The organism is Streptosporangium carneum (assembly GCF_027922005.1).
GTDB classification, from domain to species: domain Bacteria; phylum Actinomycetota; class Actinomycetes; order Streptosporangiales; family Streptosporangiaceae; genus Streptosporangium; species Streptosporangium carneum.
In genome coordinates this window covers 629786-654819 of record NZ_BSEV01000002.1, presented here as the reverse complement: position 1 = coordinate 654819, position 25034 = coordinate 629786, and the positions used below count along the sequence as shown (strand labels likewise).

The following is a 25034-nucleotide window of genomic DNA, read 5'->3' as shown; positions in this document are numbered from 1 at the left end:
GGGTCGCGAGACTCGGCGAGACATCGAGGCCAGCGAGCCCCGGCGAGGGCATCAGGCGCGCGAGACCATCAACCAGAGGGGTAATTCATGGACTTCAAGGTCGCCGACCTTTCCCTTGCGGACTTCGGCCGCAAGGAGATCCAGCTCGCCGAGCACGAGATGCCGGGTCTGATGGCGATCCGCAAGGAGTACGCCGAGGCCCAGCCGCTGGCCGGGGCGAAGATCATGGGCTCGCTGCACATGACCATCCAGACCGCCGTGCTCATCGAGACGCTGGTCGCGCTCGGCGCCGAGGTCCGCTGGGTGAGTTGCAACATCTTCTCCACCCAGGACCACGCGGCCGCCGCCGTCGTCGTCGGCCCCAACGGCACCGTCGACGACCCGCAGGGCGTGCCGGTCTTCGCCTGGAAGGGCGAGACCCTGGAGGAGTACTGGTGGTGCACCGAGCAGGCGCTCGTATGGCCCGGCGGTGACGGCCCCAACATGATCCTCGACGACGGCGGCGACGCCACCCTGCTCGTGCACAAGGGCGTCGAGTACGAGAAGGCGGGCGCCGTCCCCAGCGCCGGCGAGGACGACGCGGAGGAGTGGAAGATCATCCTCGATCTGCTCCGCCGTACGGTCGGTCCCGACAAGAAGTGGACCGAGATCGCCTCGCGCATCAAGGGCGTCACCGAGGAGACGACCACCGGCGTCCACCGCCTCTACGAGATGTTCAAGGCGGGCTCGCTGCTCTTCCCGGCGATCAACGTCAACGACTCGGTGACCAAGTCGAAGTTCGACAACAAGTACGGCTGCCGCCACTCGGTCATCGACGGCCTCAACCGCGCCACCGACGTGCTGATCGGCGGCAAGGTCGCGGTCGTCGCCGGCTACGGCGACGTCGGCAAGGGCTGCGCCGACGCCCTCAAGGGTCAGGGCGCCCGCGTCATCGTCACCGAGATCGACCCGATCTGCGCCCTCCAGGCGGCCATGGACGGTTTCCAGGTCACCACGCTGGAGGAGGTCGTCGGCATCGCCGACATCTTCGTCACCACGACCGGCAACTTCGACATCATCACCGCCGACCACATGTCGAAGATGAAGCACAACGCCATCGTGTCCAACATCGGTCACTTCGACAACGAGATCGACATGGCCGGCCTGGCCAGGATCCCCGGCATCGTCAAGACCGAGATCAAGCCGCAGGTCCACACCTGGACCTTCCCCGACGGCCACCAGATCCTGGTGCTCGCCGAGGGCCGTCTGATGAACCTGGGCTGCGCCACCGGCCACCCCTCGTTCGTCATGTCCAACTCGTTCACCAACCAGGTGATCGCCCAGATCGAGCTGTTCACCAAGACCGAGCAGTACCCGGTCGGCGTCTACGTGCTGCCCAAGCACCTGGACGAGAAGGTCGCCCGCCTCCACCTCGACGCCCTCGGCGTGAAGCTCACCACGCTCACCAAGGCTCAGGCGGAGTACATCGGCGTGGACGTCGAGGGCCCCTACAAGGCCGACCACTACCGCTACTGATCGGTTAACGTACTGACCGGACGCCGGTCAGACACTGATCCGACCGTTCCACCCGGCCCCCGCGAGTTACGCGGGGGCCTTCGGGCCATCTGGGGAGAAACGTGGACAGCGCGCTGACCGCCGCAGGGGAGCGGCGCATCGGGTGGGCGGCGCGGGCGATGCCGGTGCTCACCGCGATCGGGGAGCGGTTCGCGGCCGAGGCCCCCCTCGAGGGGCTGCGGATCGCCGCCTGCCTGCACGTGACCGCCGAGACCGCGGTCCTCATGGGCGCCCTGCGGGCGGGCGGGGCCGAGATCGCCCTGGCCGCCTCCAACCCGCTGTCCACCCAGGACGACGTCGCCGAGGCGCTCGGCGTCTACGGCGTCCGTGTGCACGCCCTGGCGGGAGTGGACAGGCAGACCTACTACCGGCACATCCACCAGGCGCTCGACATCGTCCCCGACCTCGTCCTCGACGACGGCTGCGACCTGGTCAACATCCTGCACACCGAGCGGACCGAGCTGCTCGAGGGAGTCTCCGGAGGATGTGAGGAGACCACGACCGGGATCATCAGGCTCCGGCAGATGGCCGCGGAGCAGGCGCTGAGGTTTCCCGTCGTCGCGGTCAACGACACCCGGACCAAGCGGATGTTCGACAACCGGTACGGCACCGGCCAGTCCACCATGGACGGCATCATGCGCGCCACCAACACGCTGCTCGCGGGCAAGGTCGTGGTGGTCGCGGGGTTCGGCTTCTGCGGCCGGGGCGTGGCCGAGCGGGCCAGAGGCCTGGGGGCGCGGGTCGTCGTCACCGAGATCGACCCGGTCAAGGCGCTGGACGCCTCGCTCCAGGGCTACGAGGTGCAGCCCATGGGCAGGGCCGCGACGATCGGAGACGTGTTCGTCACCGTCACCGGCAACCGCGACGTCATCAGGGGCGAGCACCTCGCGGTGATGAAGGACGGCGCGATCCTGGCCAACGCCGGGCACTTCGACGTCGAGATCGACGTGCGGGCCCTGGAGGAGCTGGCGCACGCCGTGCATCCCGGGGTGCGCCCCAACACCGACGAGTACGTCCTCGCCGACGGCCGCAGGCTCCTGCTGCTCGCCGAGGGCCGCCTGGTGAACCTGGCGGCCGCCGAGGGGCATCCGGCCGCCGTCATGGACATGTCCTTCTCGGCGCAGGCCCTCGCCGTGGCCTGGCTGGCCCGTGAGCGCGCGCGGCTCGAACCCGGCGTCTACGACGTGCCGGGAGAGGTCGACGTGGAGGTCGCGCGGCTCAAGTTGGCCGCCGCGGGCATCGAGGTCGACAGCCTGAGCTCCGACCAGGAGAGCTACCTCCACTCCTGGCGGCTGGGCTCTTAACAGCCCCGGTGGCGACCGCCCCGGCTGGCATCGCGGCGTCGGACGTCTCCGACGTCTGTAAGACCGCGTCGGACGTCTCCGACGTCTGTAAGACCGCGTCGGATGTTCCCGGTGCCTGTAAGACCGGAGCCTTGACGACCACTACTCGGTGAAGGGTCGTCGAAGGAGCCGTGTGTTGGACGAAGAGGAGTTCACCGCCTTGTACGACGCGCTTCACCCACGGGTGTTCGCGTACGCGGTGAGCCGGTGCGGACGTCGGCTCGCCGAGGAGGTGGTCGGCGAGACGTTCGCCGTCGCCTGGCGGCGGCGGGAGGACATCCCGGTGAGGGCCGTGCTGCCGTGGCTGCTGGGCGTGGCCCGCAACGTGAGCCGTGAGCTGTACAGGGACGAGGTCAGGCGCGCGGCGCTCGAGGAGGCGCTGCGGGGCTGGGCCGAAGAGGTCGAGACGGACGTGGCCGACGAGGTGGCCGAGCGCTCCGCCGTACTGAGGGCTCTGGCCACGCTGGGCGACGACGACAAAGAGGTTCTCACCCTGGTCTCGTGGCACGGTCTGGGGGCGGGCGAGGCGGCCGGAGTCCTTGGTTGCTCGAAGGCGGCCTTCTTCGTGCGCCTGCACCGGGCGAGGCGTCGTCTGGAGGCGGCCATGGACGGCGCCGCGCTCCACCATCGCAGGCAGCGCGTTTTCGTCCCCGAGGAGGAACGGTGAAGCGCAGGAACGTACTGGACGCTCTGGCGGCTGCTCGCCCCGCCGACCTGGACCGGGCACGGGGCGCCGGAGGCGGCACGACGGAACCGGGCGCGGTGTGGCGGGCCGAGGGCGACGGCGCGGTGTGGCGGATCGGGGAGCGACTCGGGGAGCCGGGCGGTTCCCCCGCGGTCGGAGACCACCGGACCGGGCGTGACCGGAGGAGAAGGCCGACGTGGGTCGGCGTGGTCGCCGCGGCCGTGGGCACGGCCGTCGTGATCGGCGTGGTGGCGCTCCCCCAGCTGTCGCGCACCTCCTCGAACGAGGTCCGGGTCGGTGGATCCTCGTCCGCGGGGACGGTGCTGGACGCGGCGGCGGACCGGGCGGCCGAGCAGCGGCAGAAGCCGGGGGCCTACTGGCGCGCCGAGACCGTCGTCGTCGACGAGCAGAACACCGGTCCCGAGGGTGACCGGTACCGGATCAGGACACGGAACCGGCAGACGGAGTGGATCCCGCGCGACCCGGCGTCGTCCCGAGTCCTGGTCGTGCGCGGCCTGTCCGCCGAGCCCGCCTCGCCGGAGGACAGGGCGGCGTGGCGACGGGCGGGAGCCCCCAGGCCCTGCGGCCATGACACCGACTGCCGGAACGACATCGCCCCCATCGGAGGCACAAGGGTCCTCTTCCTCCCCGCCGCGCGGCCCGGCGACACCATGGGCATGTCCCTCGGGACCGACGAGCTGCTCGGTCTCCCGCAGGACCCCGACGCGCTGAGGGAACGTCTGCTGTCGTTCTGGCCCGCCTACGAAAAGCGCATGGCGGCGTGGCCGACCACGCTCCCCGGCACGTCGCGGCTCACGAAGGACTGGTGGTTGTGGGAGGTGGCGGCCCATCTGATGTCGAACGCCCCGATCAGCGGCGGCACCCGAGGCGCCCTCTACCGGATGGTCGCCAGGATGCCCGGTGTCCGTGCCCTGGGCCGGGTCCGCGACGTGGAGGGACGTCCCGGGGTCGGGATCGCGATCGCGGGAGTGAACCACGGAGGCGGGCAGGACGAGCAACAGGTCATCGTGGACGAGTCGGACGGTCGTCTGCTCGCCCTCCAGAACGTCGTCGTGCGGCCGTGGCTCCTGGATCCCGCCTACATCTCGGGAGTCGCCGGGTTGCCCGCGGGAACCGTCTACCGGGCGCTCGTCTACGAGCGGGCGGGCTGGACGGACGTCCCTCCCGTGCTGCCCGAGGGCTGCACGGAGGCCACCCAGGACAGCCCCGCCTGCGTCCGGTGAGGACGAGCCTGTACGGCCGTCGCGGCGGCCGTACAGGCTGGTCGGCGACGGCGACGGCGACGGCGACGGCGACGGCGACGATCGGCGGTCCAGGGCTCTGGGGGGTTCAGGGGGTGGTCTGGAGCTGGAACATCCGGCGGATCTCACCGGCCTGGGTCGTGGCGACCTCGTTCGCCAGCTCCTCGATCCTCAGGTGCGAGCCTGAGGTCAGGACCTGCTCGGACATCGTGATCGCTCCTCGATGATGGGCGATCATCAGCTGGAGGAAGAGCCGGTCGAAGTCCTGGCCGGAGGCGGCGGCGAGGGCCTTCAGCTGCTCGGGAGTGGCCATGCCCGGCATGTCCGTGTGGCGCGCGTGGTGGTCGGGCGGTCGCAGGCCCTGCTGGGTCAGCCACAGCGTCATGAACTGGATCTCCGGCGTCTGGGAGTCCTTGATGCGCGAGGCCATGCTCCGCACCTTCTCCGTTCCGGCGCGCGTCGGGGCCAGGATCGCCATCTGGAGGGCCTGCCGATGGTGGACGATCATGTCCTGCACGTATCTCACGTCCGAGGCGTTCGCCGTGGGGCTCGGCACGGCGGTCGCCGCCTCGCTCGCGCCGAGCGTCCTGGCGGCCTCACCCGGTCTGCCGGGTGCGATGACGGGCGCGGTCGACAGCGCGACAGGCGGTCTCCGGTCGCTGTCGCACGCGCTGAGGGAAAGGACGGCGAGGACCGCAAGCACCGGCGCGACGCGCAACCGCCCTCCTCTGCAAGATCTTTTCATCTCTTCAAGATCTCCCGATGAAAGACTTTAACGTCGGCGGAGGAGGCAGTAAAGGCGGCAAATCGGAAAAAGTTGCTGACATAGTGAGGGCTTGTCGAGTCGATCCTTCGGATAAACGATTTAGTCATTTATGTGACCTTTACGGCACATGTGGCAAGGAGGCTCGCAAGTGTTATCCCCTCTCAGGAAGGGCCTGGGCGGCCGGTTCCTGGTCATGGCCGCGACCGCGGTGGCGATGGTCCTGGCCACCGTGCCCGCCGGCGCCGCCGACATCCCGCCCCCCGGCCAGGTCGTCACCAGCCCCAACGTGTCGCACGTGATCAACGTGCCCAAACCCGCGGGGCTGGCGAACACCATCAACTCCGACATCGCGTTCCAGGGTGACTACGCCTATGTCGGCAATTACGGTGGTTTCTCTATCTACGACATCAGTAATCCGAAACAGACCAAGGTCGTCAGCAGCGTCGTGTGTCCCGGCTCGCAGATGGACGTCACCGTCCACGGCAACCTGCTGTTCACCGCGGTCGACTCCTCCCGCAACAACGACTCCTGCAGCAGCACCGCGCAGACCGCGTCGAACAAGGAGTCCTGGGAAGGCGTCCGGATCTTCGACATCACCGACAAGGCGAACCCGAAGTACATCAAGTCGGTCGAGACCAACTGCGGCTCCCACACCCTGACCCAGGTCCCGGGCAAGGGCAGGGACCGCTGGAAGAACGTCTACCTCTACATCTCCTCCTACAGCCCGAACGCGACGTTCCCCGACTGCCAGCCGCCGCACGACAAGATCTCGATCATCAAGGTGCCGCTGCACGCCCCGACGGAGGCGGCGGTCGTCAGCACCCCGGTCGTCTTCCCCGACGGCGGCAACGAGACCCAGCCCGGCCTGCTGCTGCCCACCAGCGGCTGCCACGACATCACCGTCTACGCGGAGAAGGACCTCGCGGCCGGCGCCTGCATGGGCGACGGCGTGCTGTTCGACATCTCCAACCGGGAGAACCCGGTGGTCAAGACCCGGGTCACCGACCCGAACTTCGCCTTCTGGCACTCGGCGACGTTCAACAACGAGGGCAACAAGGTCATCTTCACCGACGAGCTCGGCGGCGGCGGCGGGGCCACCTGCAACGAGGCCACCGGTCCGAACCGCGGCGCCGACGCCATCTTCGACATCAGGCGCGGCAAGCTCGTGTTCAAGAGCTACTACAAGATCCCCCGCTACCAGGGCGAGACCGAGAACTGCGTCGCGCACAACGGCTCGCTGGTTCCCGTCAAGGGGCGCGACATCCTGGTCCAGGCGTGGTACCAGGGCGGCGTCTCGGTCGTCGACTTCACCGACTCGGCCCACCCGAAGGAGATCGGCTTCTTCGAGCGCGGCCCCGACCCCAGCGGCGGCAGCGGCGGCATCTGGTCGGCGTACTACTACAACGGATACATCTACGGAAGCGACTTCAACTTCGGCTTCGACGTCATCAAGATCAGCGACCGTCGTACCGACCCGGCGAGGAGAGTCCACTTCGACCGGCTGAACGTGCAGACCCAGGCCTCGTACGGATTCGGGCACGGAGGACACGGCCTCGCGGAGGCGGCTGCCCCCGAAACCGAGTGAGACTCCGTGCGGCCCTGAAAAGCCCCGCGGAGCTCCGAGGAGCCCGGTGAAGAAGGGCGGCGAACCCCTTCCGCCGCCCTTCTTCCATTTCTTGTCCGTTTCTTGTCCGTGCTCTCCCCTGTGCGCTCCCATGCGCTCCCGCGTGCTTTCCGCCACGCGGCGATCGGCCCGTACGGCGTGGGCTCAGGCGGGAGGGACGAACCCGCCCGGGGTGGTGCCCGGAGCCGTCCCCTGCTGGACGGGCGGCGGGACGTACGGCGCCTGCCAGTGGGGCTGCGGAGAGTGCGGCCCCTGCTGAGGGGGCTGGTGCGGGGTGTACGGCTGCGGGGTGTACGGCCCCTGCTGGTGGGGGCGCTGGGCGTACGGTCCCTGATGCGCGGGCTGTGCGGCGTGGATCCCCTGCTGAGGCCACTCCTGGGAGGACTGCCGTGTGCCGGCCTGCCGCGCCAGCCGTACCTGGTCTCGGCGGCGACGCTCGGCCAGGACGGCGGTCAGGTAGGCGAACGGCGGCACGCCCGGAGGCGGGGGAGGGGAGACGAAAGCCGACATCTCGGTGGCGATGCGCACGCCCATCTCGTGTTGCACGGCGGGCGCCAGGTCGTGCCAGCGCATGAGGTACTGCCGCGCGGTGGCGGCGACGCCCTCGGGCAGCCGGGACAGCTCCAGTGTCGCGGCCCACGGCGCGAGCGGCGGAGGCATCTCCAGCGGCGGGCCGTACTGCCTCGGCCCGCGCTCGGAGATCACGATGGTGCCCGCGAAGAGGTCGCCGAGCCGCTTGCCCTTCTCCGAGATCAACGAGCTGATCAGCGCGGGGGCGCCGCCGAGCGTCCAGAACTCCAGCATGCCCGCCAGCCCGCGGAACAGGGCCTGCCGGAAGCGCTCGGGGCCGCCGTCGTCGCTGACGACCCTGAGGCCGAGGGCGAGTTTGCCCAGGCTGCGGCCCCGGGAGAGGGTCTCGAAGAGCACGGGATAGCCCACGAGCACAAGAACCGTGAAGGCGATGTAGATCATCGTGGCCAGTGCCCCGTCGAGATCCCAGGCGACGGTGCCGATCAGCAGGGACGCGCCGAACAGCGTCACGATCTGGACCAGCATGTCGATCAGCAGAGCCACGGCCCTGCTCGGAAGCTGGGCGACCCGGACTTCGACGACAACGGCCTCGCCGGTTACGACATCGGACACATTCAGCACCCTACCTATGCCGGACAGGCTTCACCCTGCCAGCACACCTGCTTCTGTCCCCTTTCCGGCACTTGCCCCGACGGCCCCCGATGTCCGCTCCGACCTTTCCGCTCATGGTGACCGAGACGCGCTGGCCGGCGGCGGTGCGGTCGGTCGCCCCGCCGGCGTCGATCGCCGCCTGCCGGCCTCCTGCTGTGGTTTTCCGCAGGAGGAGTGGGCAGAGCACCTCATTCAGTCGCGGGCCGGCCCTCCATAGCGTTGAGCCCATGATGCAGACGATGACGAACGTGCTGGTAGCGGTAGCCGTCGCGACAGGCGGCCAGGGTGTCGGGGTACGTCCCGAGTTGGAGAGGATCGTGGCGGGCGACGGGGCGACAGCCGCTCTGGCGCGGGTCTCGGACGGCGGCCGGACCTGGTCCGGAGCCGTGGGAGTGCGCGACGTCAAGCGTGGTGGGCAGCCCTCGCCCAGCGGACACTTCCGGATCGGCAGTGTGACCAAGACGTTCGTCGCGACCGTGGTGCTCCAGCTCGTGGACGAGGGCAAGGTACGGCTCGACGATCCCGTCGATCGGCACCTGCCGGGCCTGGTGCCGGGCGGGGAGCGCATCACGGTCCGCCAGCTGCTCAACCACACAAGCCATCTGTACGACTACATGAGCGAGCCGGGGTACTCGACCAACCGGTGGCGCGGCGACGCGCGGTTCCGCTCCTTCCAACCGCGGGAGCTGCTGGAAGTGGCCTTCGCCAAGAAGCTGCCCGACGACGGCCGGTGGCACTACTCCAACACCAACTACGTGGTGCTCGGGTTGCTGGTGGAGAAGCTGACGGGCCGGGCCTACGGTGAGGAGGTCGCGCGCCGCGTCCTGCGCCCGCTGGGACTGCGCCACACGGTGGTGCCGGGCGACCGGGCGGGGGTGCCGTCGCCGCACGCCAAGGGGTATGAGCCGATGCCCGACCTCGTGGACGCCACCCGGATGAACCCCTCGCTCGACTGGGCGGCGGGCGAGATGATCTCGACCACGGCGGACCTGGAGCGGTTCATGTCCGCCCTGCTGAACGGCAGGCTGACCAGCGCCGCGTCGCTGCGGGCCATGCGCACGACCGTCGAGACAGGGGCCGGATTCGGCTATGGGCTGGGCCTGCAGGCGTACACCCTGCCGTGCGGCACGGTGTGGGGGCACAGCGGAGAGCTGATCGGGTATCAGACCTTCGCGTTCCGCGCCGACTCGGGCAAGGCTCTCACCATGTCGATCAACCCCTCGACCCGCAACCCGTCCACGCAGGAGATCATGGGCATCGCCGTCAAGGTGTTCTGCGGGACCGCGGGCTGAGCGCCTCGCCATGACCGGTCGATCACGGCCGGGCACATGTCGCGGGGGAGGCGCCCTCGTCTCGGCCGCCGGGGACGGTCACGCCCTTTCCGGCCGTCCCCGCCGCCGTCCCCGGTGCCGTCCTCGGAGGTCGAGCCGCCTGGGCACGGCGGTCGCGTTCACGCGAACCGCCAGCGTGTCGCCGTCAGGCCGTCGGAGCCGTAGCCGAAGGCGCGCGCAGGGGTGATCCGGTAGAAGCCGTACTCGGGCGTGCCGGGGAAACCGTCCTCGTAGACGGAGCCGTCGCGCACCACCAGCTCCCAGCCGTACTTCGCCTTGAAGGCGTCGGCCACCCGCTGGAGCTCGGCCTCGTCGTCCAGCCGGGAGGCCTCGCCCTCGACCACGAGATCGAGGGTCTCGCCGGGGACGGTGATGACGCAGTGGGGGTTGAGGGCGAGGTTCCCGCTCTTACGGGACCCTGGACGAATCGTGAAACAGGGCGCGTCGTCGGCCCAGACCAGCAACAGGGGCGTGGCGTGCGGGCGGCCGTCGGGCCGCACGGTGGAGAGCCAGGCCTTCGGCGTGGACTCCAGGCACGCCCGCGCCTGGTCCCATGATTTCAGCGTCGCCTCGTCCGTGCTGAAGGGCGTCGCGTCGGTCTCGCCGAACAGGAGCTCGGCCACGGGTGTCCTTCGAGTCATCGTGAATCCCCTTGCCCTCGGACTCTTCGGTCTCTTCAGTTGGTTCCCTTAGGGAACTCATTTGGTGACCGTAGCAGAGACCGTTCCTTAAGAGAACCCACTGCCTAGACTGGTCCCATGCAGCGAACCCGGTTCGGCGACATGGCCTGCTCCATCGCCCGCACGCTGGACGTCGTCGGCGAACCGTGGTCGCCGCTGATCCTGCGGAACGTCTACGTCGGCATGACCCGGTTCGAGCAGATCCAGCAGGATCTGGGCATCTCGCGCAAGGTGCTCGCCGAGCGGCTCAGGTGGCTCACCGAGAACGGCGTGCTGGAGCGCCAGGAGTACTCAAGCCGGCCGCCTCGCCACGAGTACGTGCTCACCGCCAAGGGCATGGAACTGTGCGACCTGCTGCTGGTGATGGCGCGCTGGGGCGATCGGTGGACGGCGGGCGAGGCCGGGCCGCCGGTGCTCCACCGCCACCATGCCTGCGGTGAGATCAGCCACGTCGAACTGCGCTGCGCGGTGTGCGACCAGCCGATGCGCGCCGCCGACGTGGACGTGCTCCCCGGCCCCGGCTCGCTGCCCGCCCCGTCCTCGCCCTGACGGGAACCGTGCCCCGCCCCCTGTCGAAGCCTTCTTGAAGGCCGGGACCGTGTTCGTGCGCGGAGCCGTGATCGGAGTGCGGCCAGGAACCCCTCCGTTCCTGGCCGCACGAGGTACGGCGCGGCGGCGTGCGCCGGGGAAGTGACGCCGCCACGCCTGCTTCGGGGAACCGCTCCCGCCTCAGGGACGCCGAGGCCGCCTCAGGGAGCGGGAGGAGTGTCCGGGGCGGCGTCGCCTTCCGCGCGGCGGGTGACGACGGCCGCTTCGGCTTCCCGTATCCGGATCTCCAGGCCCTCCGGGGTGCGGTCCTCGACGACCAGGGGGTCGGGCGTCGGCCAGGCCGCCACGGCGTAGAAGCGGCGGCTGCCGGGGCCGTACAGGACGGTCCAGTCCTTCCAGACCCGGGTCAGCCGTTCGGCTTCCGCGCGGGACTGGCTGTCCCACAGGCGGTGAGGTGCTGTCGGGGCGGGGGATCCGATCCGCCCGTCGCCGTGAACGCCTGGCGCACGGAACCGTCGCCACATCACGGCGTCACCCCTCCGGTCGTCTGGCTGGTCGCCTGGCCGGTCGCCTGCCTTGGCACCTGTCCGGCTGCCTGGGCGGCCGCCCTGTCGGCGGTCGTCTCCTGCCTGTCGACCTCGGCTCTGAGATCGTCGAGGGTGTCGGCGTCCACCGTGCGCTCCGCCCCGAGGTCGAACTGGGAGTCGGTGAACGGGACGACACGGGAGGCCCACAGCCGCCCCCTGTCGCTGAGGATCACCCGCCATCCGGGGATCACCGGGGCGGGGGGTGTGGTTCTAGGGTGTGTCACGGGTCAGGAGTCCTTTCCTGATCAAGGACCCGCCCGGTCGTCTCCAGCGCCGGGCGGGTCCGCCTGCCTTCAGAGCATGGCCTTATTCAACGAGCCGATACCGAGTGCAGGCAGGTGCTGATGGGGGACACTGAGGGGGCAGCCTTTCCCCGTCAGGTGTTCCAGGTGATGAGGTGCACGCATGAGCGCCGAAAACGCCCCCGGCTGGGCCGTCCGACTCCGTAGCGGGCGGCGCGAGCGAGGATGGTCCCAACGTGACATGGCGAAGGCGCTCGCCGAAGCCGCAGCGGACCTTTCAAGGGCCTGTCTCCCCGCGAGAGAAACGATCATCAGGCGGATCAAGTCCTGGGAAGCCGGTGAGCACCAGCCGAAGGATCCCTACCGGCTGCTGTACTGCCGTGTTCTCGGGATGAGCGAAGCCGAGTTGTTCGGCGACGAAGCCTCGGACGAGGACGACGGCGCCATCCACGATGACGAGATCGCCGCTGTGGACCTGGCGCGCAGAGTCGGCAGCAGTGATGTGAGTGAAGAGACGATCCTCCGGCTCGAGGCGGCGTTCGACGACCTCGCTGTGGCCTATCAGGGCACGCCGCCGATGGAGTTGCTCGACAGGGTGCGGCAGCATCTGACGTATGTCACGAGGCTGCTCGACGCGAGGAAAACGCTCGCCGAGCATCGTCGCCTCCTCGTGGTCGGCGGATGGCTGTCGTTGCTGGCGGCCACATGCAACATCGACCTTCACCGGTTCCCCGCGGCCAAAGCACAGCTTCGGACCGCGGCCCAGCTGGCGAACCATGCTGAATATCCCGAGATCCTCGCGTGGTGCATGGAGACGGAAGCCTGGCAGGCTCTGACCGGTGGCCACCACCGGCGTGCCGTGGTGCTCTCCCGAGCCGCACAGCGGGTCGCGCCGCCCGGCAGCTCTGCCCACATTCAGGCGATCGCACAGGAAGGGCGGGCGTGGGCGCGGCTGGGGGCCGCTCAGGAAACCCGCGACGCGATACAGCGTGTCGACCGGCTGGTCTCCCCCATGTCGATGCCGGACCGGCCCGAGCACCACTATCGCTACGACCCCGCCAAGAGCGACGCCTACAGGGCGACGGCCCTCTCATGGCTCGGGGATCCCGCCGCGGAGCAGTACGCCCGTCAGGTTCTCGCTCGGATGGAGTCACCGCAGGACGGGCCGCCCCGGCCACGCAGGGCGATGTCCGCACGCCTTGATCTGGCCTTGACCCTGGTCGCCTCGGGGCAGATCGACGAGGCACGACACCTCACTCTCACGGCCGTGACAAGTGGCGTCCTGGTGCCGTCGAACTACTGGAGAGCCGCCGAGGTGATCACGACTCTTGAAACCCGCCGCGCTTCTGAGGCCGTCGAACTGCGCGAGGCGTACCGCGAGCTGTGCGGCTCCGGAGGACTTCCAGGCACTGGCCCACGGCTCTGAGCCGACAGGAAAACCGCTCACGGTGACTGCTTTTTGAGGAGCTCAAGACCGCGCGGCCAGGGCGGGGCCCCGAACGGAGCCCGAAGTCGACAGTCTGGAGTGTCACGGATGCGGCTGAAGTGCCATCGGTGAAGTGTTCGATCCCGCCGTCGGCCGCTGTGACCGAGCAGGATCGGACGTAGGGTGGCCGCCGTCACGCCGTGGTCCCGTTCGAGCGCAGGAGGAGATCCGTCATGCCGTCCGAGCACCATTCGCCGCAGGTCTCACATGGGATGGCCGACATCGAACCCGGTCTGCGCCTGCACTACGTCACCGCGGGAGAGGGGGAGCGCACCGTGGTGCTCCTGCACGGGTTCCCGCAGACATGGTGGGAGTGGCGTCACGTCATCCCGCCGCTCGTCGAGAGCGGTTTCCGCGTGGTCGCCCCCGACTACCGGGGCGCGGGGCACTCCTGGCGTCCGGCGGGCGGGTACGACAAGCGGACCGTCGCCCGTGACGTCCAGATCCTGCTGCGGCGGCATCTCGGCCTCGAAGGCCCGGTGGCGGTCGTCGGTCACGACATCGGGCTCATGGTCGCCTACGCCTACACGCGGGCCTACCGCGAGGAGGTCTCCCACCTGGTGGTGATGGACGCGCCGCTGCCGGGGACGGAGGTCTTCGACCGTCTGCGGGGCGATCCGCGGGTGTGGCACTTCGCCTTCCACGGCGCACGTGACGTGGCGGAGATGCTGGTCGCCGGGCGGGAGCGGCCGTACCTGCAGACGTTCTTCAACGTGCGCAACTCCGATCCTTCGGCGATCAGCGAGGCGGATCTCGACGTCTACGTCTCGGCCTACTCGGCTCCGGGAGCGATGCGCGCCGGGTTCGAGCTCTATCGCGCCTTCGACCAGGACGCGCGGGACAACCGCGCGGCGCTCGAGAGCGAGGGGAAGCTGACCGTGCCGGTGCTGGCCGTGGGCGGGGCCGCCAGCACGTCGGGTTCGCTCGTCGAGGAGATGATGAAGGAGGTCGCCGAGAACGTCGTCGGCTGCGTCGTCCCCGGCACCGCCCACTGGATCGCCGAGGAGAACCCACGCGCCCTCGTCGCGTCCCTGCTGGGGTTCCTCTCCCCGGAGTAGCGCTCAGCCGTCCTCGGAGTTCCTCGTCGCGTGGGCGACCAGGTAGGCGGTGAGCGCCGTGGCGTCGGCCGGGTCCAAGGCGATGCCGAAGACGTCCTCCAGCGTCTTCGGGACCTCGCCCGGCTCCAGTCGCCTCCTCTCGGCGGAGCCGTCGGGGCGGGAGGCCGTCAGCTCGGTTCCGTTCAGGCCGTGCAGGACTTCGGGGCCGGTGCGTCGGATCACCGGGGCGTCGACGAACGGCGAGTGCGGGTGGGTGGAGATGTAGTGGTTGATCACCACGTAGTCCGCCGGGTAGTGCGGATCGAGGGTGAATCCGTGCAGGTCGAGCCAGCCGTCCTGGCGCAGCGCGTGAAGCACCCACTCGTGGGGGCCGTCGGCGTCCGTGCCGCGCTGGGGCCTGTCCGGGCCCGTGCCGTGCACGGGCTTCCAGGACCTGCCCGTGCCCGTGTCGCCTCCCGGGGCGCGGAGGCCGTCCGCGAGGTTGTGCCGTTCGAGGCGGAAGCGCCAGCCTCCCTGGACCGACTCGACGCCGTCGACGAGCCTGATCGGCTCGATCGGCCCCTCGCCGAACCCGATGTCGCAGAGCTGCCTCGCGCCGCCGTCCGCCGTCTCCTCGGTCTCGACCAGCAGGAGCGCGTGGGTCGCGGCCCGCAGCTTGCCCGAGCCCATCCGGACGCGTGAGGCCAGTCCGGTGACGCCGAAGCCGAGGCGTTCCAGCGCCGCCGCGAACAGCCGGGTGTGCTCGAAGCAGTAGCCGCCGCGTGACCCGCGCACCATCTTGTCCTGGAGGCTCGCGAGGTCCAGGAGGACGGGACGGCCCAGAGTGATCTCCAGGTTCTCGAAGGGGATGGCGGCGCTGTGCGCCCGCTGCAGGGCGCGCAGGGTCTCGCCGGTCGGGGCGAGATCTCCGGTGAAGGCGATCCGGTCCAGGTAGGCGTCCAGGTCCAGCTCGTCGCCGTCCCATCCGCGGGCGGCGTCGGTGTGCCCCATGTTCTCTTCCCCGTTCGGTCGGCGGGCTTCGGTCGACGGGACCGAACCTAGAACCTCGACTTGACTTGATGTCAAGCGGGGGTGCCCCGCCTCGCGTTCGACGGGCCGTCCTGCCGGGTTGCCGGCCGGGGCACACCGCCGTGTTCGCGGTTCGGCGGGCCGTCCTGCTGGGTTGCCGGTCAGGGCGATTCACGCCGCTGTGTTCGCGGCTTGGTGGGCGCTCCCGCCGCGTGCCCGGTCAGGAGGGTTCGCCCGGCCGTGGTCCGGGGCCGCGTGGTCACTCCGTCGTCGCGGGCTCCCGGCTGAGGCCGGGGTTGAACACGCGGTTGAACTCCTCGTCGGGGAGCATGAAAACGTGCGCGGCGATCCGGTTCACGTGTTCGCGGGCGAGACGCTCGGCCGAGGTGGCGTCTCCGGCGAGGATCGCCCAGGCGATCTTCGCGTGTTCGTCGATGGAGACGCGGAAGTCCTCGCCCCGGTACCGCTGGAAGTAGTTGAGGCGCTGGACGGGCAGGTGCAGGCTGTCCCATATCCGGATCAGGAGCCGGTTCTCGCCGGATGAGACGACCAGCCGGTGGAACTCCTGGCTGTGCAGGGCGTACTCCTCGGCCGAGCAGTCGTGGCCCTCCTCGATCCACCGGCTCAGCAGGCCGATCTGTCCGCCCAGACCCTCCAGCAGCCCGCCGTTCCTGGGGTCGCCCGCCGTGGCGGCGGCCGCGGACGCGGCGGCGCCGCCGCCTTCGAGCAGGGCGCGGACCCGGAAGAACTCGGTGATGTCCCGTCGTGTGATCACCCGGATCACCGCGCCGCGGTGCCGCTGCAGCTCGATGATGCCGTCCCGTTCGAGGCGCTGCAGCGCCTCGCGCACCGGCACCCTGCTGATGCCGAGGTCGCTGGTGAGACGGGCCTCCGTGAGGCGTTCCCCGGCGCGGTAGGAGCCGGTCAGCGCGTTGTGCAGGATCGAGGCGTAGGCGCGGTCGGTGACCGACTCCTCCGCCGACGTCTCCTCCACCTGTTTCGTGCGCCCACCGCCTTGGTGCTCGTCCACTTCCGCTCCCATCCGTCATCCGCGGCCGCCCGGCGATGGCCCCCCGTGTGCTCAAGATTGTAGTACAGCTTCTTGCCCCATTGGCGGCCGAGGTGGAAGGGCCGTGCGTTCGGGGCTTCAGTCGGGAGGGGCGACCCGGCTTTCGGAGGGCCGGAAACCTGTCCGTAACTTGCGCGTCCCCCCGCTATTGACAGGAGCGGGCGGCGTGAATGAGTGTTGTCTAACGATTTACGGCACAGCGAACCGCCGATGCAGCCCTTGGGTTGCCAGGTAGGAGAGGGAAGGGCTGTACATGGGCCTCAGAACCGGCAAAGAGTACGTCGAGAGCCTGCGTGACGGGCGAAAGTTGTTCATCAATGGCTCGGTGGTGTCCGATGTTGCGAGCTATGCCCCTTTTCGGGGGGCAGTGCAGACCCTCGCCGGGTTGTATGACACCCAGACGGACCCCCGCTACATCGACACCCTGACCCAGGTGGGCGAGGACGGCGAGCGCTTCAGCACCACGCTGCTGGCGGCCCAGACGCTGGAGGAGATGGAGACGCGGCTGCGCTGCGAGTACCTCCGCACCGACCTGACGTACGGCCTCATGGGAAGGCTGCCCGACTTCATGGCGGCCTTCGTCCTGGACACCGCCGCCGCGCTGCGGCACATGGGCAAGACCGAGGCGGCGGACAAGGCCGACGCCTACCTCGCGCACCTGCGCGCCAACGACCTCGCGGTCACCCACACGCTGATCGACCCGCAGAGCGACCGCTCCAAGGCGGGAGCGCCGAACGAGGCCGTGCGCGTCGTCGCCGAGAACGAGGACGGCATCACGGTCCGCGGCGCCCGGCTGCTGTCCACGCTGGCCCCGCTCGCCAACGAGATCTTCGTCGGCCCCTACGTCCCGCGCCGCCCGGGTGAGGAGGACTTCGCGCTGATCTTCTCGATCCCGGCCGCGACCGAGGGGCTGAAGATCGTCTGCCGTGAGCCGTACGACCTCGGGCGCGCCGAGTTCGACCGGCCGCTCTCCGGGCGGTTCGACGAGGGCGACGCGATCCTGATCTTCGACGACGTCTTCGTGCCGTGGGACCGGGTGATCGTCGCCAGGGACCTGGAGGCGTACAACGGGGTGATCCCCAACTTCCCCGGCTACGCCGGAATCCAGGGCGCCGCCCGCAGCACAGCCAAGCTTCGCTTCCTCACCGGCCTCGCGGGCCTGCTCGCCAGGACCAACGGCCGGGCCAAGGCTCCTCGCTACCAGGAGGAGATCGGCGAGCTGGTCGGCCTCCTCAACGTCGCGGAGGGACTGCTCAAGGGTGCCGTCGTCGACACCTACCAGCGGGTCAACGCCCGCGCCCAGGGCCAGGACGCCTACCGGCCCTCCGGGCCCGGCGAGCCGCGTGAGCAGTCCTACGTCGGTCTGGCGAGCATCATGTTCTTCTTCCCCGGCGTGCTGGCCAAGGCCATCGAGACCGTCCGGATCGTGGCGGGCAGCGGCGCGATCGCGATGACCAGGGCGGACTTCGACCACCCCGAACTCCACGACCTGGTCGAGAAGTTCCTGCACGGCCCGGACACCCCGGCCGAGAAGCGGCTGCAGATCATGAAGCTCGCCTGGGACATCACCGGCGACCAGTTCGGCGGACGGCAGGCGCTCTACGAGCGCTACTACACCGGCGACCCGATCACCAACCGGCTCATCTTCTTCGGCATGCCCAAGCGGGTGGAGGCCGAAGACCTCGTCAGCCGCCTGCTGGGCTGGTGAGGCGGAGATGAGCGTGACCGACGAGACGACCGCCACTGTGAACGGGACCGCGAACGGCGCGTTCACCGGCCTGCCCGCCGTACGGCACGTGGAGACCCTCGGGTACCGCACGGCCTTCTACGAGGCGGGCGAGGGCGAGACGGTGATCCTGCTGCACGGCGGCGGGGCGGGCGCCGACAGCCGGTCCAACTGGGAGGGGTGTTTCGACCTCTTCGCCTCCAGGGCCCGCACCTTCGCGGTCGACCTGGTCGGGTTCGGCGAGACCGACAAGCCCGACCCCGAGAGGTTCGCCTACACCCAGGACGCCCGCAACGCGCAGCTTGTCGCGTTCATCGAGGCGCTGGGCCTGGAACGGGTCACCATCATCGGCAACTCGATGGGCGGCGCGACCGCCCTCGGCGTCGCCATGACCCGCCCCGACCTGGTCGCCAACCTGGTCCTGATGGGCAGCGGCGGCCTGACGACCCACATCTCCCACGAACTCGGCGCGGTGGTCGACTACGACTTCACCGAGGACGGGATGCGCAGGCTGATCGGCGTGCTCTCCAACCCGGGCTTCGTGCCGACCACGGACCAGGTCCGCTACCGCTACGAGCTGTCGGTGCGGCCGGAGATCCGGGCCGCCTACCGCGCGACCATGGGCTGGGTGAAGGCCAACGGCCTCGCCTACACCGAGGAGCGGCTGCGCGAGGTCAAGGCCAGGACGCTCGTGGTCAACGGCAAGGACGACGTCATCGTCCCGGTGGAGACGGCCTACCGGTTCCTGGCGCTGCTCGAGAACTCCACCGGCTACATCCTGCCGCACTGCAGGCACTGGGCGATGATCGAGTATCCCCAGCTGTTCGCCGAGGTCTGCCTGGACTTCGTCGCGGGCCGGGGAGTGCCGAACAGCGCGGCCGGACCCGCGGGGCAGGGCGAGGGCTGACCATGGCCGAGGCGAGTGCGAGGCGTTCCAAAACCGCCGAGGCGAGTGTGAGGCGTTCCGACACCGCCGAGGCGGGTGCGGGGCGTCCTGAGACGGCCAAGGCGAGCGCGTGGCGTCCCGGAACCGCCGGGACGAACGCGCGGCCCCTCCCCACGTCGCCGGATCCGGCGACCTTCCGCAAGGTTCTGTCCAACTTCTGCTCCGGAGTCGTGATCGTCACAACGGTCGACGACCAGGGGCCGACCGGGATGACCTGCCAGTCGTTCTCCTCGCTCTCGCTGGACCCGCCGCTGGTGCTGCTCTGCCCCGGCAAGGGGTCGACGACCTGGCCGAGGATCGCCGCGACCGGCGTCTTCTGTGTGAACATCCTCGCCGAGCACCAGCAGGCCGACTGCTGGCGCTTCGCGTCCAAGGGCGCGGACAAGTTCGACGGCACGTCGTGGCACGCCACACCCGGCGGCTCGCCGGTGCTCGACGGCGTGATCGGATACGTCGACTGCCGCGTCGAGGCGGTCCACGACGGCGGCGACCACCACATCGTGGTGGGCCGGGTCCTGGACCTCGCGGTCACGAGCACCGCCAGACCCCTGCTGTACTTCCGCAACTCCCACCCCCGCGTCGAGGACCCGCACGCCGGTCACATCCCGTTCCTCGGCGCCCCCGACTGGTGACCTCCGACCGGACGCCCCCGGCCCGGTGACCCGGGCCGGCAGGGCCCCGCCGTCCCCCCACGTTCCTGGACAGAACGGATCATCATGCAGATCGAACAGCTCGGCTACCTCGGCATCAACTCCACCTCTCCGCAGGCCTTCTCCGACTACGCGACCGGGATCCTGGGCCTGCAGGCCGTACACGGGGAGAGGGGACGCTCCTACTTCCGGATGGACGACTTCGAGCAGCGGATCATCATCGAGCACGCGGAGACCGACGGCGGGGCCTACTACGGCTGGCAGCTCGCGGACTCCGCCGCCGTCGCCGCGCTGGCCGACCGCGTCGAGCGCGGCGGCGTGGCCGTCCACGAGGCCACCCCCGAGGAGCTGGAGGTGCGCAAGGTCGGCCGCATGGTCCACTTCGCCGACCCGTCGGGGCACCGGGTCGAGCTCTACTGCGACCCGGCGCGCACCGGCGCGTCCTTCGACTCGCCGCGCGGGCTGCCGGGCTTCGTGGCCGGCGACCTCGGGCTGGGACACGTCGTGCTGCTCAGCGACAGGCTCGAGGAGAGCCAGCGGTTCTACACCGACGTCCTCGGCTTCCGGCTCAGCGACTACATGAACGACAAGCCCTTCAGCGCCTCCTTCATGCGGACCAACCCCCGTCACCACAGCCTGGCGATCGCCGACGCGACGTTCTTCAACGCGCCGAACGCGCTGCACCACTTCATGCTGGAGGTCCACGACCCCGACGAGGTCGGCCGGTCCTGGGACATGGTGCTGGAGAAGGACGTCCCGGTGACGATGTCGCTCGGCAAGCACACCAACGACCAGATGTTCTCCTTCTACGTCCAGTCCCCGGCGGGGGTGCACACCGAGTTCGGGGCCGGCGGCGTCCTGGTCGACGAGGACACCTGGCAGGTCTGCGAGATGCCCGGCCCGGACATCTGGGGTCACCTGCACTGACCGGGAGCACCGGCGGCCGTTCCCCGCGGCCGCCCGTGCGACCGGCGTCCACCAGCCCGGACCGGGGGTGTCGGCGGTCGTTCCCCGCGGCCGCCCGTGCCACCGGCGTTCATCAGCCCATCATCCCGTCATCGCACGGATCGACGGCCCGCAGAGGGCCTGCTTGGCATGAGGTGAGAAACCCCGATGACCCTCCGGATCGCGATCGTCGGAGGCGGGCCCGGCGGCCTGTTCCTCGCGAGCCTGATCAGACAGGCGGACCCCTCGGCCGAGGTCACCGTCTTCGAACGGAACCGCCCCGACGACACCTTCGGCTTCGGCGTGGTCTTCTCCGACGCCACGCTCGCCGGAATCCACGAGGCCGATCCGGTGCTGCTGGCCGGTTTGCGCGAGCACGGCAGGCACTGGGAGCACATCGAGGTCAGGTCGAAGGGGCGGCGGATCCGCTGCGCGGGCAACGGCATGGCCGCCATCACCCGCAGGACGCTGCTGAGGCTCCTGCGGCGGCGGGCCGCGGAGGTCGGCGTCGACGTACGGTTCCAGACCGAGATCCGCGACCTGGCCGAGCTGGACGGCCACGACGTGGTCGTCGCGGCGGACGGCGCCAACTCCGCGATCCGCGCCCGGCTGGCGGCCGATCTCGAACCACGGGCCGAGACCGCCACCGCCAAGTTCGTCTGGTTCGGCACCACCCACATGTTCGACGGCCTGACCTTCGTGCACGAGCGCGGCCCGCACGGCGTCTTCGCCGCGCACGCCTACCCGATCAGCGACGACGCCAGTACGTTCATCGTGGAGACCGACGAGGCCTCATGGCGCGCGGCCGGTCTCGACGGGTTCGACACCGGGCAGCCCCCCGGGCCCAGCGACGAGAACTCCAGGCTGTACCTGGAGCGGCTCTTCGCCGAGCAGCTCGGCGGGGAGCGGCTGCTCGCCAACAACTCCCGCTGGGCGAACTTCCGGACCCGTCGCGCCCGGCGGTGGTGGTCGGGGAACACGGTGCTGCTCGGCGACGCCGCGCACACCGCGCACTTCTCCGTCGGCTCAGGAACGAAGATGGCCATGGAGGACGCGGTGGCGCTTGCCTCCGCGATCACCGGCAACCCCGGTGATCCGCAGGCGGCGTTCGCGGAGTACGAGGCGGTCCGGCGGCCACGGGTGGAGCGCATCCAGAACTCAGCCCGCCCCAGCCTGTCCTGGTGGGAGCGGTTCGGCGCCTACCACGACGCCTTCGAGCCGCTGCCGTTCGCCTTCCACTTCATGTCACGGAGCATCGGGCTCGGCAAGCTGGCCCGGCGCGACCCGGTCTTCGCGGCGGAGGTCGAACAGGACTGGCGGACCGTTCACGGCGCGGAGCCGCTCGCCACGCCGCTGCGGCTGGACGGCCACACCTTCTCGGGGAGGCTCGTCGCCGTACGGGAGACCCGGGGACAGCTGGTGGCCCAGGCCGCCGGAGACGTCGCCGCGCTTTCGCTGTACGACGTGACGCCGCACGAGGCCGGTCTCCCCGGAGCGGCGACTCGGGAAGGCGAGCCGAAGGATGGGACTGGTGCGCCGTGGGGCCGCCGGCTGGCCGCGCCTGACGGTGAGGACGGCCTGCCCGCGGCACGCGAGGAACTCGCGGCGGCCGTCGCGTCCGGCGCGGCGCTGATCGCCGTGCACGGCGGCACGCCGCTGACCCGCGTCCTGCTGGCGGAGGACTCGCGCCTGCTCCACGGCGTCCCGGCACTGGTCGTCGAGGACCCCGAGGACGGCGACCGCGCGAACGAGGGCGGCTCGGGCGGGGGCCGTGAGGGTGAGGGCGGCTCGGGCGGGAGTCGCGCCGGTGAGGACCGCGCCGTGACTCTCGTGCTGTCCGGCCGCGCCGACCTCGTCGCCCTGGCTTCCCCGGCCTCTCCGGTCTTTCCGGCTTTCGCGGCCTCCACGGACCCGGTGCCGAATACGGCCTCGGTGTCGGCCTCGGTGCCGGTGCCGGTCCCGGTGCCGGACACGGCCGTCCCGGGAGACGACCTCGCGGACGTGCTCCTGGCGGGCGAGGGGAACGAGAAGGGAGGGAGGCGATGAGCGGGCACGACACGGTGAGCGGGTCCGGTGGGTCCGCCACGCTGCGGCCGTTGTTCGCGCCGCGTGGGATCGCCGTGGTGGGCGCGTCCCGGCGGGGCGTCAAGCTCGGCGCCATGATGGCCGGATCGCTGGCCGGGTACGCCGGGGGGCCGGTGCTGGTCAACACACGCAACCCCGACCGGGCGGCGGGCGTGTACGCCTCCGTGGGGGAGGCCGTCGCGAGCACGGGCGAGCCCGTCGACCTGGCGGTGCTCTGCGTCCCGGCGGCCGCGTGCGCCGCCGCGCTCACCGAGGCGGCGGAGGCGGGCGTGCGGGCCGCCCTGGTGTGCGCGGGCGGCTTCGGCGAGGCGGGCGAGGAGGGAGCCCGCCTCCAGCGGGACCTGGCCCGGGTGGTCGCCGCGACCGGCGTCCGGTTGCTCGGTCCCAACACCTCCGGCTTCTTCGTGCCCGCCGCGGGATTGACCGCGAGTTTCGTCCCGGGCGCGGCGCGGGTGCCCTCCGGCGGGATCGCGGTGGTCGCGGCCAGCGGCGGGGTCAACCACGCGCTCGCGTTCGAGCTGGCCAACGCGGGCAACGGGATCAGCCTCGCGGCGGGCATCGGCGCGGGGCTCGACGTGACGGCCGCCGACGTCCTGGACTACCTGGCGGAGGACCCGCTGACCACGGCGGTCGCGCTGCACGTGGAGACCGTTCCCGACGGCCCGCGCCTGGTGGCCGCGGTACGGAGGCTGTCCGCGGTGAAACCGGTCGTCGCCCTGGTCGTCGGGCGCAGCGACGTCGGCGACTTCGCGCGTTCGCACACCGGTGCGCTGGCCACCTCCTGGCGTGTCACGCGGGCCGCGCTGCGGCAGGCGGGCGCGGTGCTCGCCGAGGAGGAAGGGGAGGCGGTCGACGCGCTCACCGCCCTGTCGCGGTTGCGCCTGGCGCCCGCCGCCGACCCCGGGCTGGGAATCGTCACCGCGCAGGCCGGACCGGGCCTGCTGCTGGTCGACCGGGTGAAGGACGACGGGATCCGGGTTCCGGACCTCACCGGCGCGACCAGGGAGCGGATCGGCGACTTGCTGCCCCCGCTGACCTACCAGCGCAACCCCGTGGACACCGGCAGGCCCGCCGAGACCTTCCCCGGAGTGCTGCGCGCCGTCGCCGACGATCCCGGCGTCGACCTGCTCGCCGTGTACGCCCTCACCGAACCCGGCAGCGTGGACCTGGCCGACGCGGTCGGAGCCGCGCGGGTCTCCGCCGCCGTGGTGGCGGTGGGCGGGCTCGCCGCCGAGGCGCACGAGATCCGAGCCCGCCTGCACGAGGCCGGGGTGCCCGCATTCGGCACCGCCGCGGCGGCGGCCAACGCGGTCCGCGCGCTGGTCGCGGACGCCCGCGCCCGCCACATCGCGACCCACCCCGCGACCGGTCACGTCGTGACCGATCTCGCGGCGACCGGCCGTACCATGACCGGTTTCTCCGCGACCGGCCGCACCATGACCGGTTCCACCGCGACCGGTTCCACCGCGACCGGTCGCGCCGTGCCTGGTTCCGCCGTGTCGGAGTCCGCCGCAGCCGGTTCCGGCGTGTCGGAGTCCGCCGCGGCCGGTTCCGGCGGGCCGTTCCCGGTCACGGTCGGCGGGGTGGGGGCGATGGACGAGGCCGAGGCCAAGGATCTCCTGGACCGCCTGGGCGTCCGCACCCCGGAGCGAAGGGTCTGCGCCGATCACGCCGAGGCGCACCGGGCACTGCGCGAGCTGACCGGGCCTGTGGCGGTCAAACTCCTCGACGCCGAGGTGACGCACAAGACCGAGGTCGGCGGGGTGCGCCTCGGCGTGCGCGACCCCGCCGAACTCGACGAGGCCCTGGCCGCCCTGGACGCTGCGGGCGCGCGCCGTTACCTGGTGGAACGGATGGTCTCCGGCGGTCCCGAGCTGGTCGTGGGCGCTCGCAGGGATCCGGTGTTCGGGCCTGTCGTGCTGCTCGGTCTCGGCGGGACCGCGGCCGAGGCCCTCTCCGACGTGGCCGTTCGGCTCGCGCCGCTTTCGGCGGCCGAGGCGGCCCGGATGCCGGACGACCTCGCGGGCCGCCGCCTCCTCGAAGGGTGGCGCGGCGGGCCCGTCCTCGACGAGCACCGGCTCGGCGGCCTGCTCGCGGCGCTCGGCGGCCTCCTGGCCGCCAGCCCCTCCCTGGAGGAGATCGAGATCAACCCGCTCAGGCTGACCGAGCGGGGCCTGGTCGCGCTGGACGCGGTGGTCGTCCGGGCCAGGACGGAGACCGGGGGGACGCGCGATGTCGAAGACACCGAATAGGAGC

At 70.7% G+C, this 25034-nt stretch carries 22 protein-coding genes; 15 read left to right on the top strand and 7 right to left on the bottom strand.

Annotated elements, in window-relative coordinates:
* The first annotated feature begins 87 nt into the window (after positions 1-87).
* The 4 genes from ahcY (at position 88) to PKF00_RS08750 (ending at position 4826) form a co-directional block, all read left to right on the top strand.
* Entirely contained in the window at positions 88-1515 is a 1428-nt protein-coding gene (gene ahcY, locus PKF00_RS08765; RefSeq protein WP_271216878.1) for an adenosylhomocysteinase, read from the top strand.
* Positions 1516-1616: 101 nt separating this feature from the next.
* Positions 1617-2858 carry an adenosylhomocysteinase gene (locus PKF00_RS08760; RefSeq protein ID WP_271216877.1) on the top strand — a complete coding sequence of 414 codons (1242 nt, stop codon included), beginning with the start codon at positions 1617-1619 and terminating at the stop codon, positions 2856-2858.
* 172 nt (positions 2859-3030) lie between these two features.
* Entirely contained in the window at positions 3031-3564 is a 534-nt protein-coding gene (locus PKF00_RS08755) for an RNA polymerase sigma factor (RefSeq protein ID WP_271216876.1), read from the top strand.
* Positions 3561-4826 (top strand): CU044_5270 family protein, encoded by a 1266-nt coding sequence (locus tag PKF00_RS08750; RefSeq protein ID WP_271216875.1) that lies wholly within the window; start codon positions 3561-3563, stop codon positions 4824-4826. Before PKF00_RS08755 ends, PKF00_RS08750 begins: the two co-directional genes overlap by 4 nt.
* A gap of 106 nt (positions 4827-4932) precedes the next feature.
* Here the strand turns inward: PKF00_RS08750 and PKF00_RS08745 are convergent, their stop codons facing one another.
* Entirely contained in the window at positions 4933-5562 is a 630-nt protein-coding gene (locus PKF00_RS08745) for a DUF305 domain-containing protein (protein ID WP_271216874.1), read from the bottom strand.
* A gap of 196 nt (positions 5563-5758) precedes the next feature.
* On the opposite strand from PKF00_RS08745, the gene PKF00_RS08740 reads away from it, so the two are divergent.
* Complete coding sequence (locus tag PKF00_RS08740; protein ID WP_271216873.1) at positions 5759-7195, top strand: LVIVD repeat-containing protein; 1437 nt, start codon at positions 5759-5761, stop codon at positions 7193-7195.
* 183 nt (positions 7196-7378) lie between these two features.
* Here PKF00_RS08740 and PKF00_RS08735 read toward each other — a convergent pair whose 3' ends face one another.
* Positions 7379-8377, bottom strand: a complete 999-nt coding sequence (locus PKF00_RS08735) for an RDD family protein (protein ID WP_271216872.1) — start codon at positions 8375-8377, stop codon at positions 7379-7381.
* Between the two features lie 266 nt (positions 8378-8643).
* Here PKF00_RS08735 and PKF00_RS08730 point away from each other — a divergent pair, with 266 nt between their 5' ends.
* Entirely contained in the window at positions 8644-9708 is a 1065-nt protein-coding gene (locus tag PKF00_RS08730) for a serine hydrolase domain-containing protein (RefSeq protein WP_271216871.1), read from the top strand.
* A gap of 158 nt (positions 9709-9866) precedes the next feature.
* Here the strand turns inward: PKF00_RS08730 and PKF00_RS08725 are convergent, their stop codons facing one another.
* Complete coding sequence (locus PKF00_RS08725) at positions 9867-10388, bottom strand: pyridoxamine 5'-phosphate oxidase family protein (RefSeq protein ID WP_271216870.1); 522 nt, start codon at positions 10386-10388, stop codon at positions 9867-9869.
* Positions 10389-10505: 117 nt separating this feature from the next.
* On the opposite strand from PKF00_RS08725, the gene PKF00_RS08720 reads away from it, so the two are divergent.
* Positions 10506-10976, top strand: coding sequence for a winged helix-turn-helix transcriptional regulator (locus PKF00_RS08720; RefSeq protein ID WP_271216869.1), 471 nt, complete (start codon positions 10506-10508; stop codon positions 10974-10976).
* Between the two features lie 200 nt (positions 10977-11176).
* On the opposite strand, the gene PKF00_RS08715 is transcribed toward PKF00_RS08720, so the two are convergent.
* Together PKF00_RS08715 and PKF00_RS08710 are read right to left on the bottom strand one after the other, a co-directional pair.
* Entirely contained in the window at positions 11177-11500 is a 324-nt protein-coding gene (locus PKF00_RS08715) for a hypothetical protein (protein ID WP_271216868.1), read from the bottom strand.
* Positions 11500-11787, bottom strand: coding sequence for a hypothetical protein (locus PKF00_RS08710; protein WP_271216867.1), 288 nt, complete (start codon positions 11785-11787; stop codon positions 11500-11502). Before PKF00_RS08710 ends, PKF00_RS08715 begins: the two co-directional genes overlap by 1 nt.
* A 259-nt stretch (positions 11788-12046) precedes the next feature.
* Between PKF00_RS08710 and PKF00_RS08705 the strand changes: the two genes are divergently transcribed.
* A complete protein-coding gene (locus tag PKF00_RS08705; protein WP_271216866.1) occupies positions 12047-13231 on the top strand; it encodes an NsdA family TPR-like regulatory protein in 1185 nt (394 codons plus the stop codon).
* A 233-nt stretch (positions 13232-13464) separates the two neighbouring features.
* Positions 13465-14349, top strand: coding sequence for an alpha/beta fold hydrolase (locus PKF00_RS08700; RefSeq protein ID WP_271216865.1), 885 nt, complete (start codon positions 13465-13467; stop codon positions 14347-14349).
* A gap of 3 nt (positions 14350-14352) precedes the next feature.
* Here PKF00_RS08700 and PKF00_RS08695 read toward each other — a convergent pair whose 3' ends face one another.
* Together PKF00_RS08695 and PKF00_RS08690 are read right to left on the bottom strand one after the other, a co-directional pair.
* Positions 14353-15339 (bottom strand): arylamine N-acetyltransferase family protein, encoded by a 987-nt coding sequence (locus PKF00_RS08695; RefSeq protein ID WP_271216864.1) that lies wholly within the window; start codon positions 15337-15339, stop codon positions 14353-14355.
* Between the two features lie 277 nt (positions 15340-15616).
* A complete protein-coding gene (locus tag PKF00_RS08690) occupies positions 15617-16387 on the bottom strand; it encodes a GntR family transcriptional regulator (protein ID WP_271216863.1) in 771 nt (256 codons plus the stop codon).
* Between the two features lie 292 nt (positions 16388-16679).
* Between PKF00_RS08690 and PKF00_RS08685 the strand changes: the two genes are divergently transcribed.
* From PKF00_RS08685 to PKF00_RS08660, 6 genes are all read left to right on the top strand, one after another.
* Positions 16680-18134, top strand: coding sequence for a 4-hydroxyphenylacetate 3-hydroxylase family protein (locus tag PKF00_RS08685; protein WP_271216862.1), 1455 nt, complete (start codon positions 16680-16682; stop codon positions 18132-18134).
* Positions 18135-18147: 13 nt separating this feature from the next.
* The gene (locus tag PKF00_RS08680) at positions 18148-19059 is read left to right on the top strand and encodes an alpha/beta fold hydrolase (RefSeq protein ID WP_271216861.1); all 912 of its coding nucleotides are present in this window, start codon (positions 18148-18150) and stop codon (positions 19057-19059) included.
* 47 nt (positions 19060-19106) lie between these two features.
* Complete coding sequence (locus tag PKF00_RS08675) at positions 19107-19730, top strand: flavin reductase family protein (protein WP_271216860.1); 624 nt, start codon at positions 19107-19109, stop codon at positions 19728-19730.
* A gap of 84 nt (positions 19731-19814) precedes the next feature.
* Complete coding sequence (locus PKF00_RS08670) at positions 19815-20675, top strand: VOC family protein (RefSeq protein WP_271216859.1); 861 nt, start codon at positions 19815-19817, stop codon at positions 20673-20675.
* Positions 20676-20861: 186 nt separating this feature from the next.
* Complete coding sequence (locus PKF00_RS08665) at positions 20862-22739, top strand: FAD-dependent monooxygenase (RefSeq protein WP_271216858.1); 1878 nt, start codon at positions 20862-20864, stop codon at positions 22737-22739.
* Positions 22736-25030, top strand: coding sequence for an acetate--CoA ligase family protein (locus PKF00_RS08660; protein ID WP_271216857.1), 2295 nt, complete (start codon positions 22736-22738; stop codon positions 25028-25030). The genes PKF00_RS08665 and PKF00_RS08660 overlap by 4 nt, the downstream gene beginning before the upstream one ends.
* Positions 25031-25034: the final 4 nt, after the last annotated feature.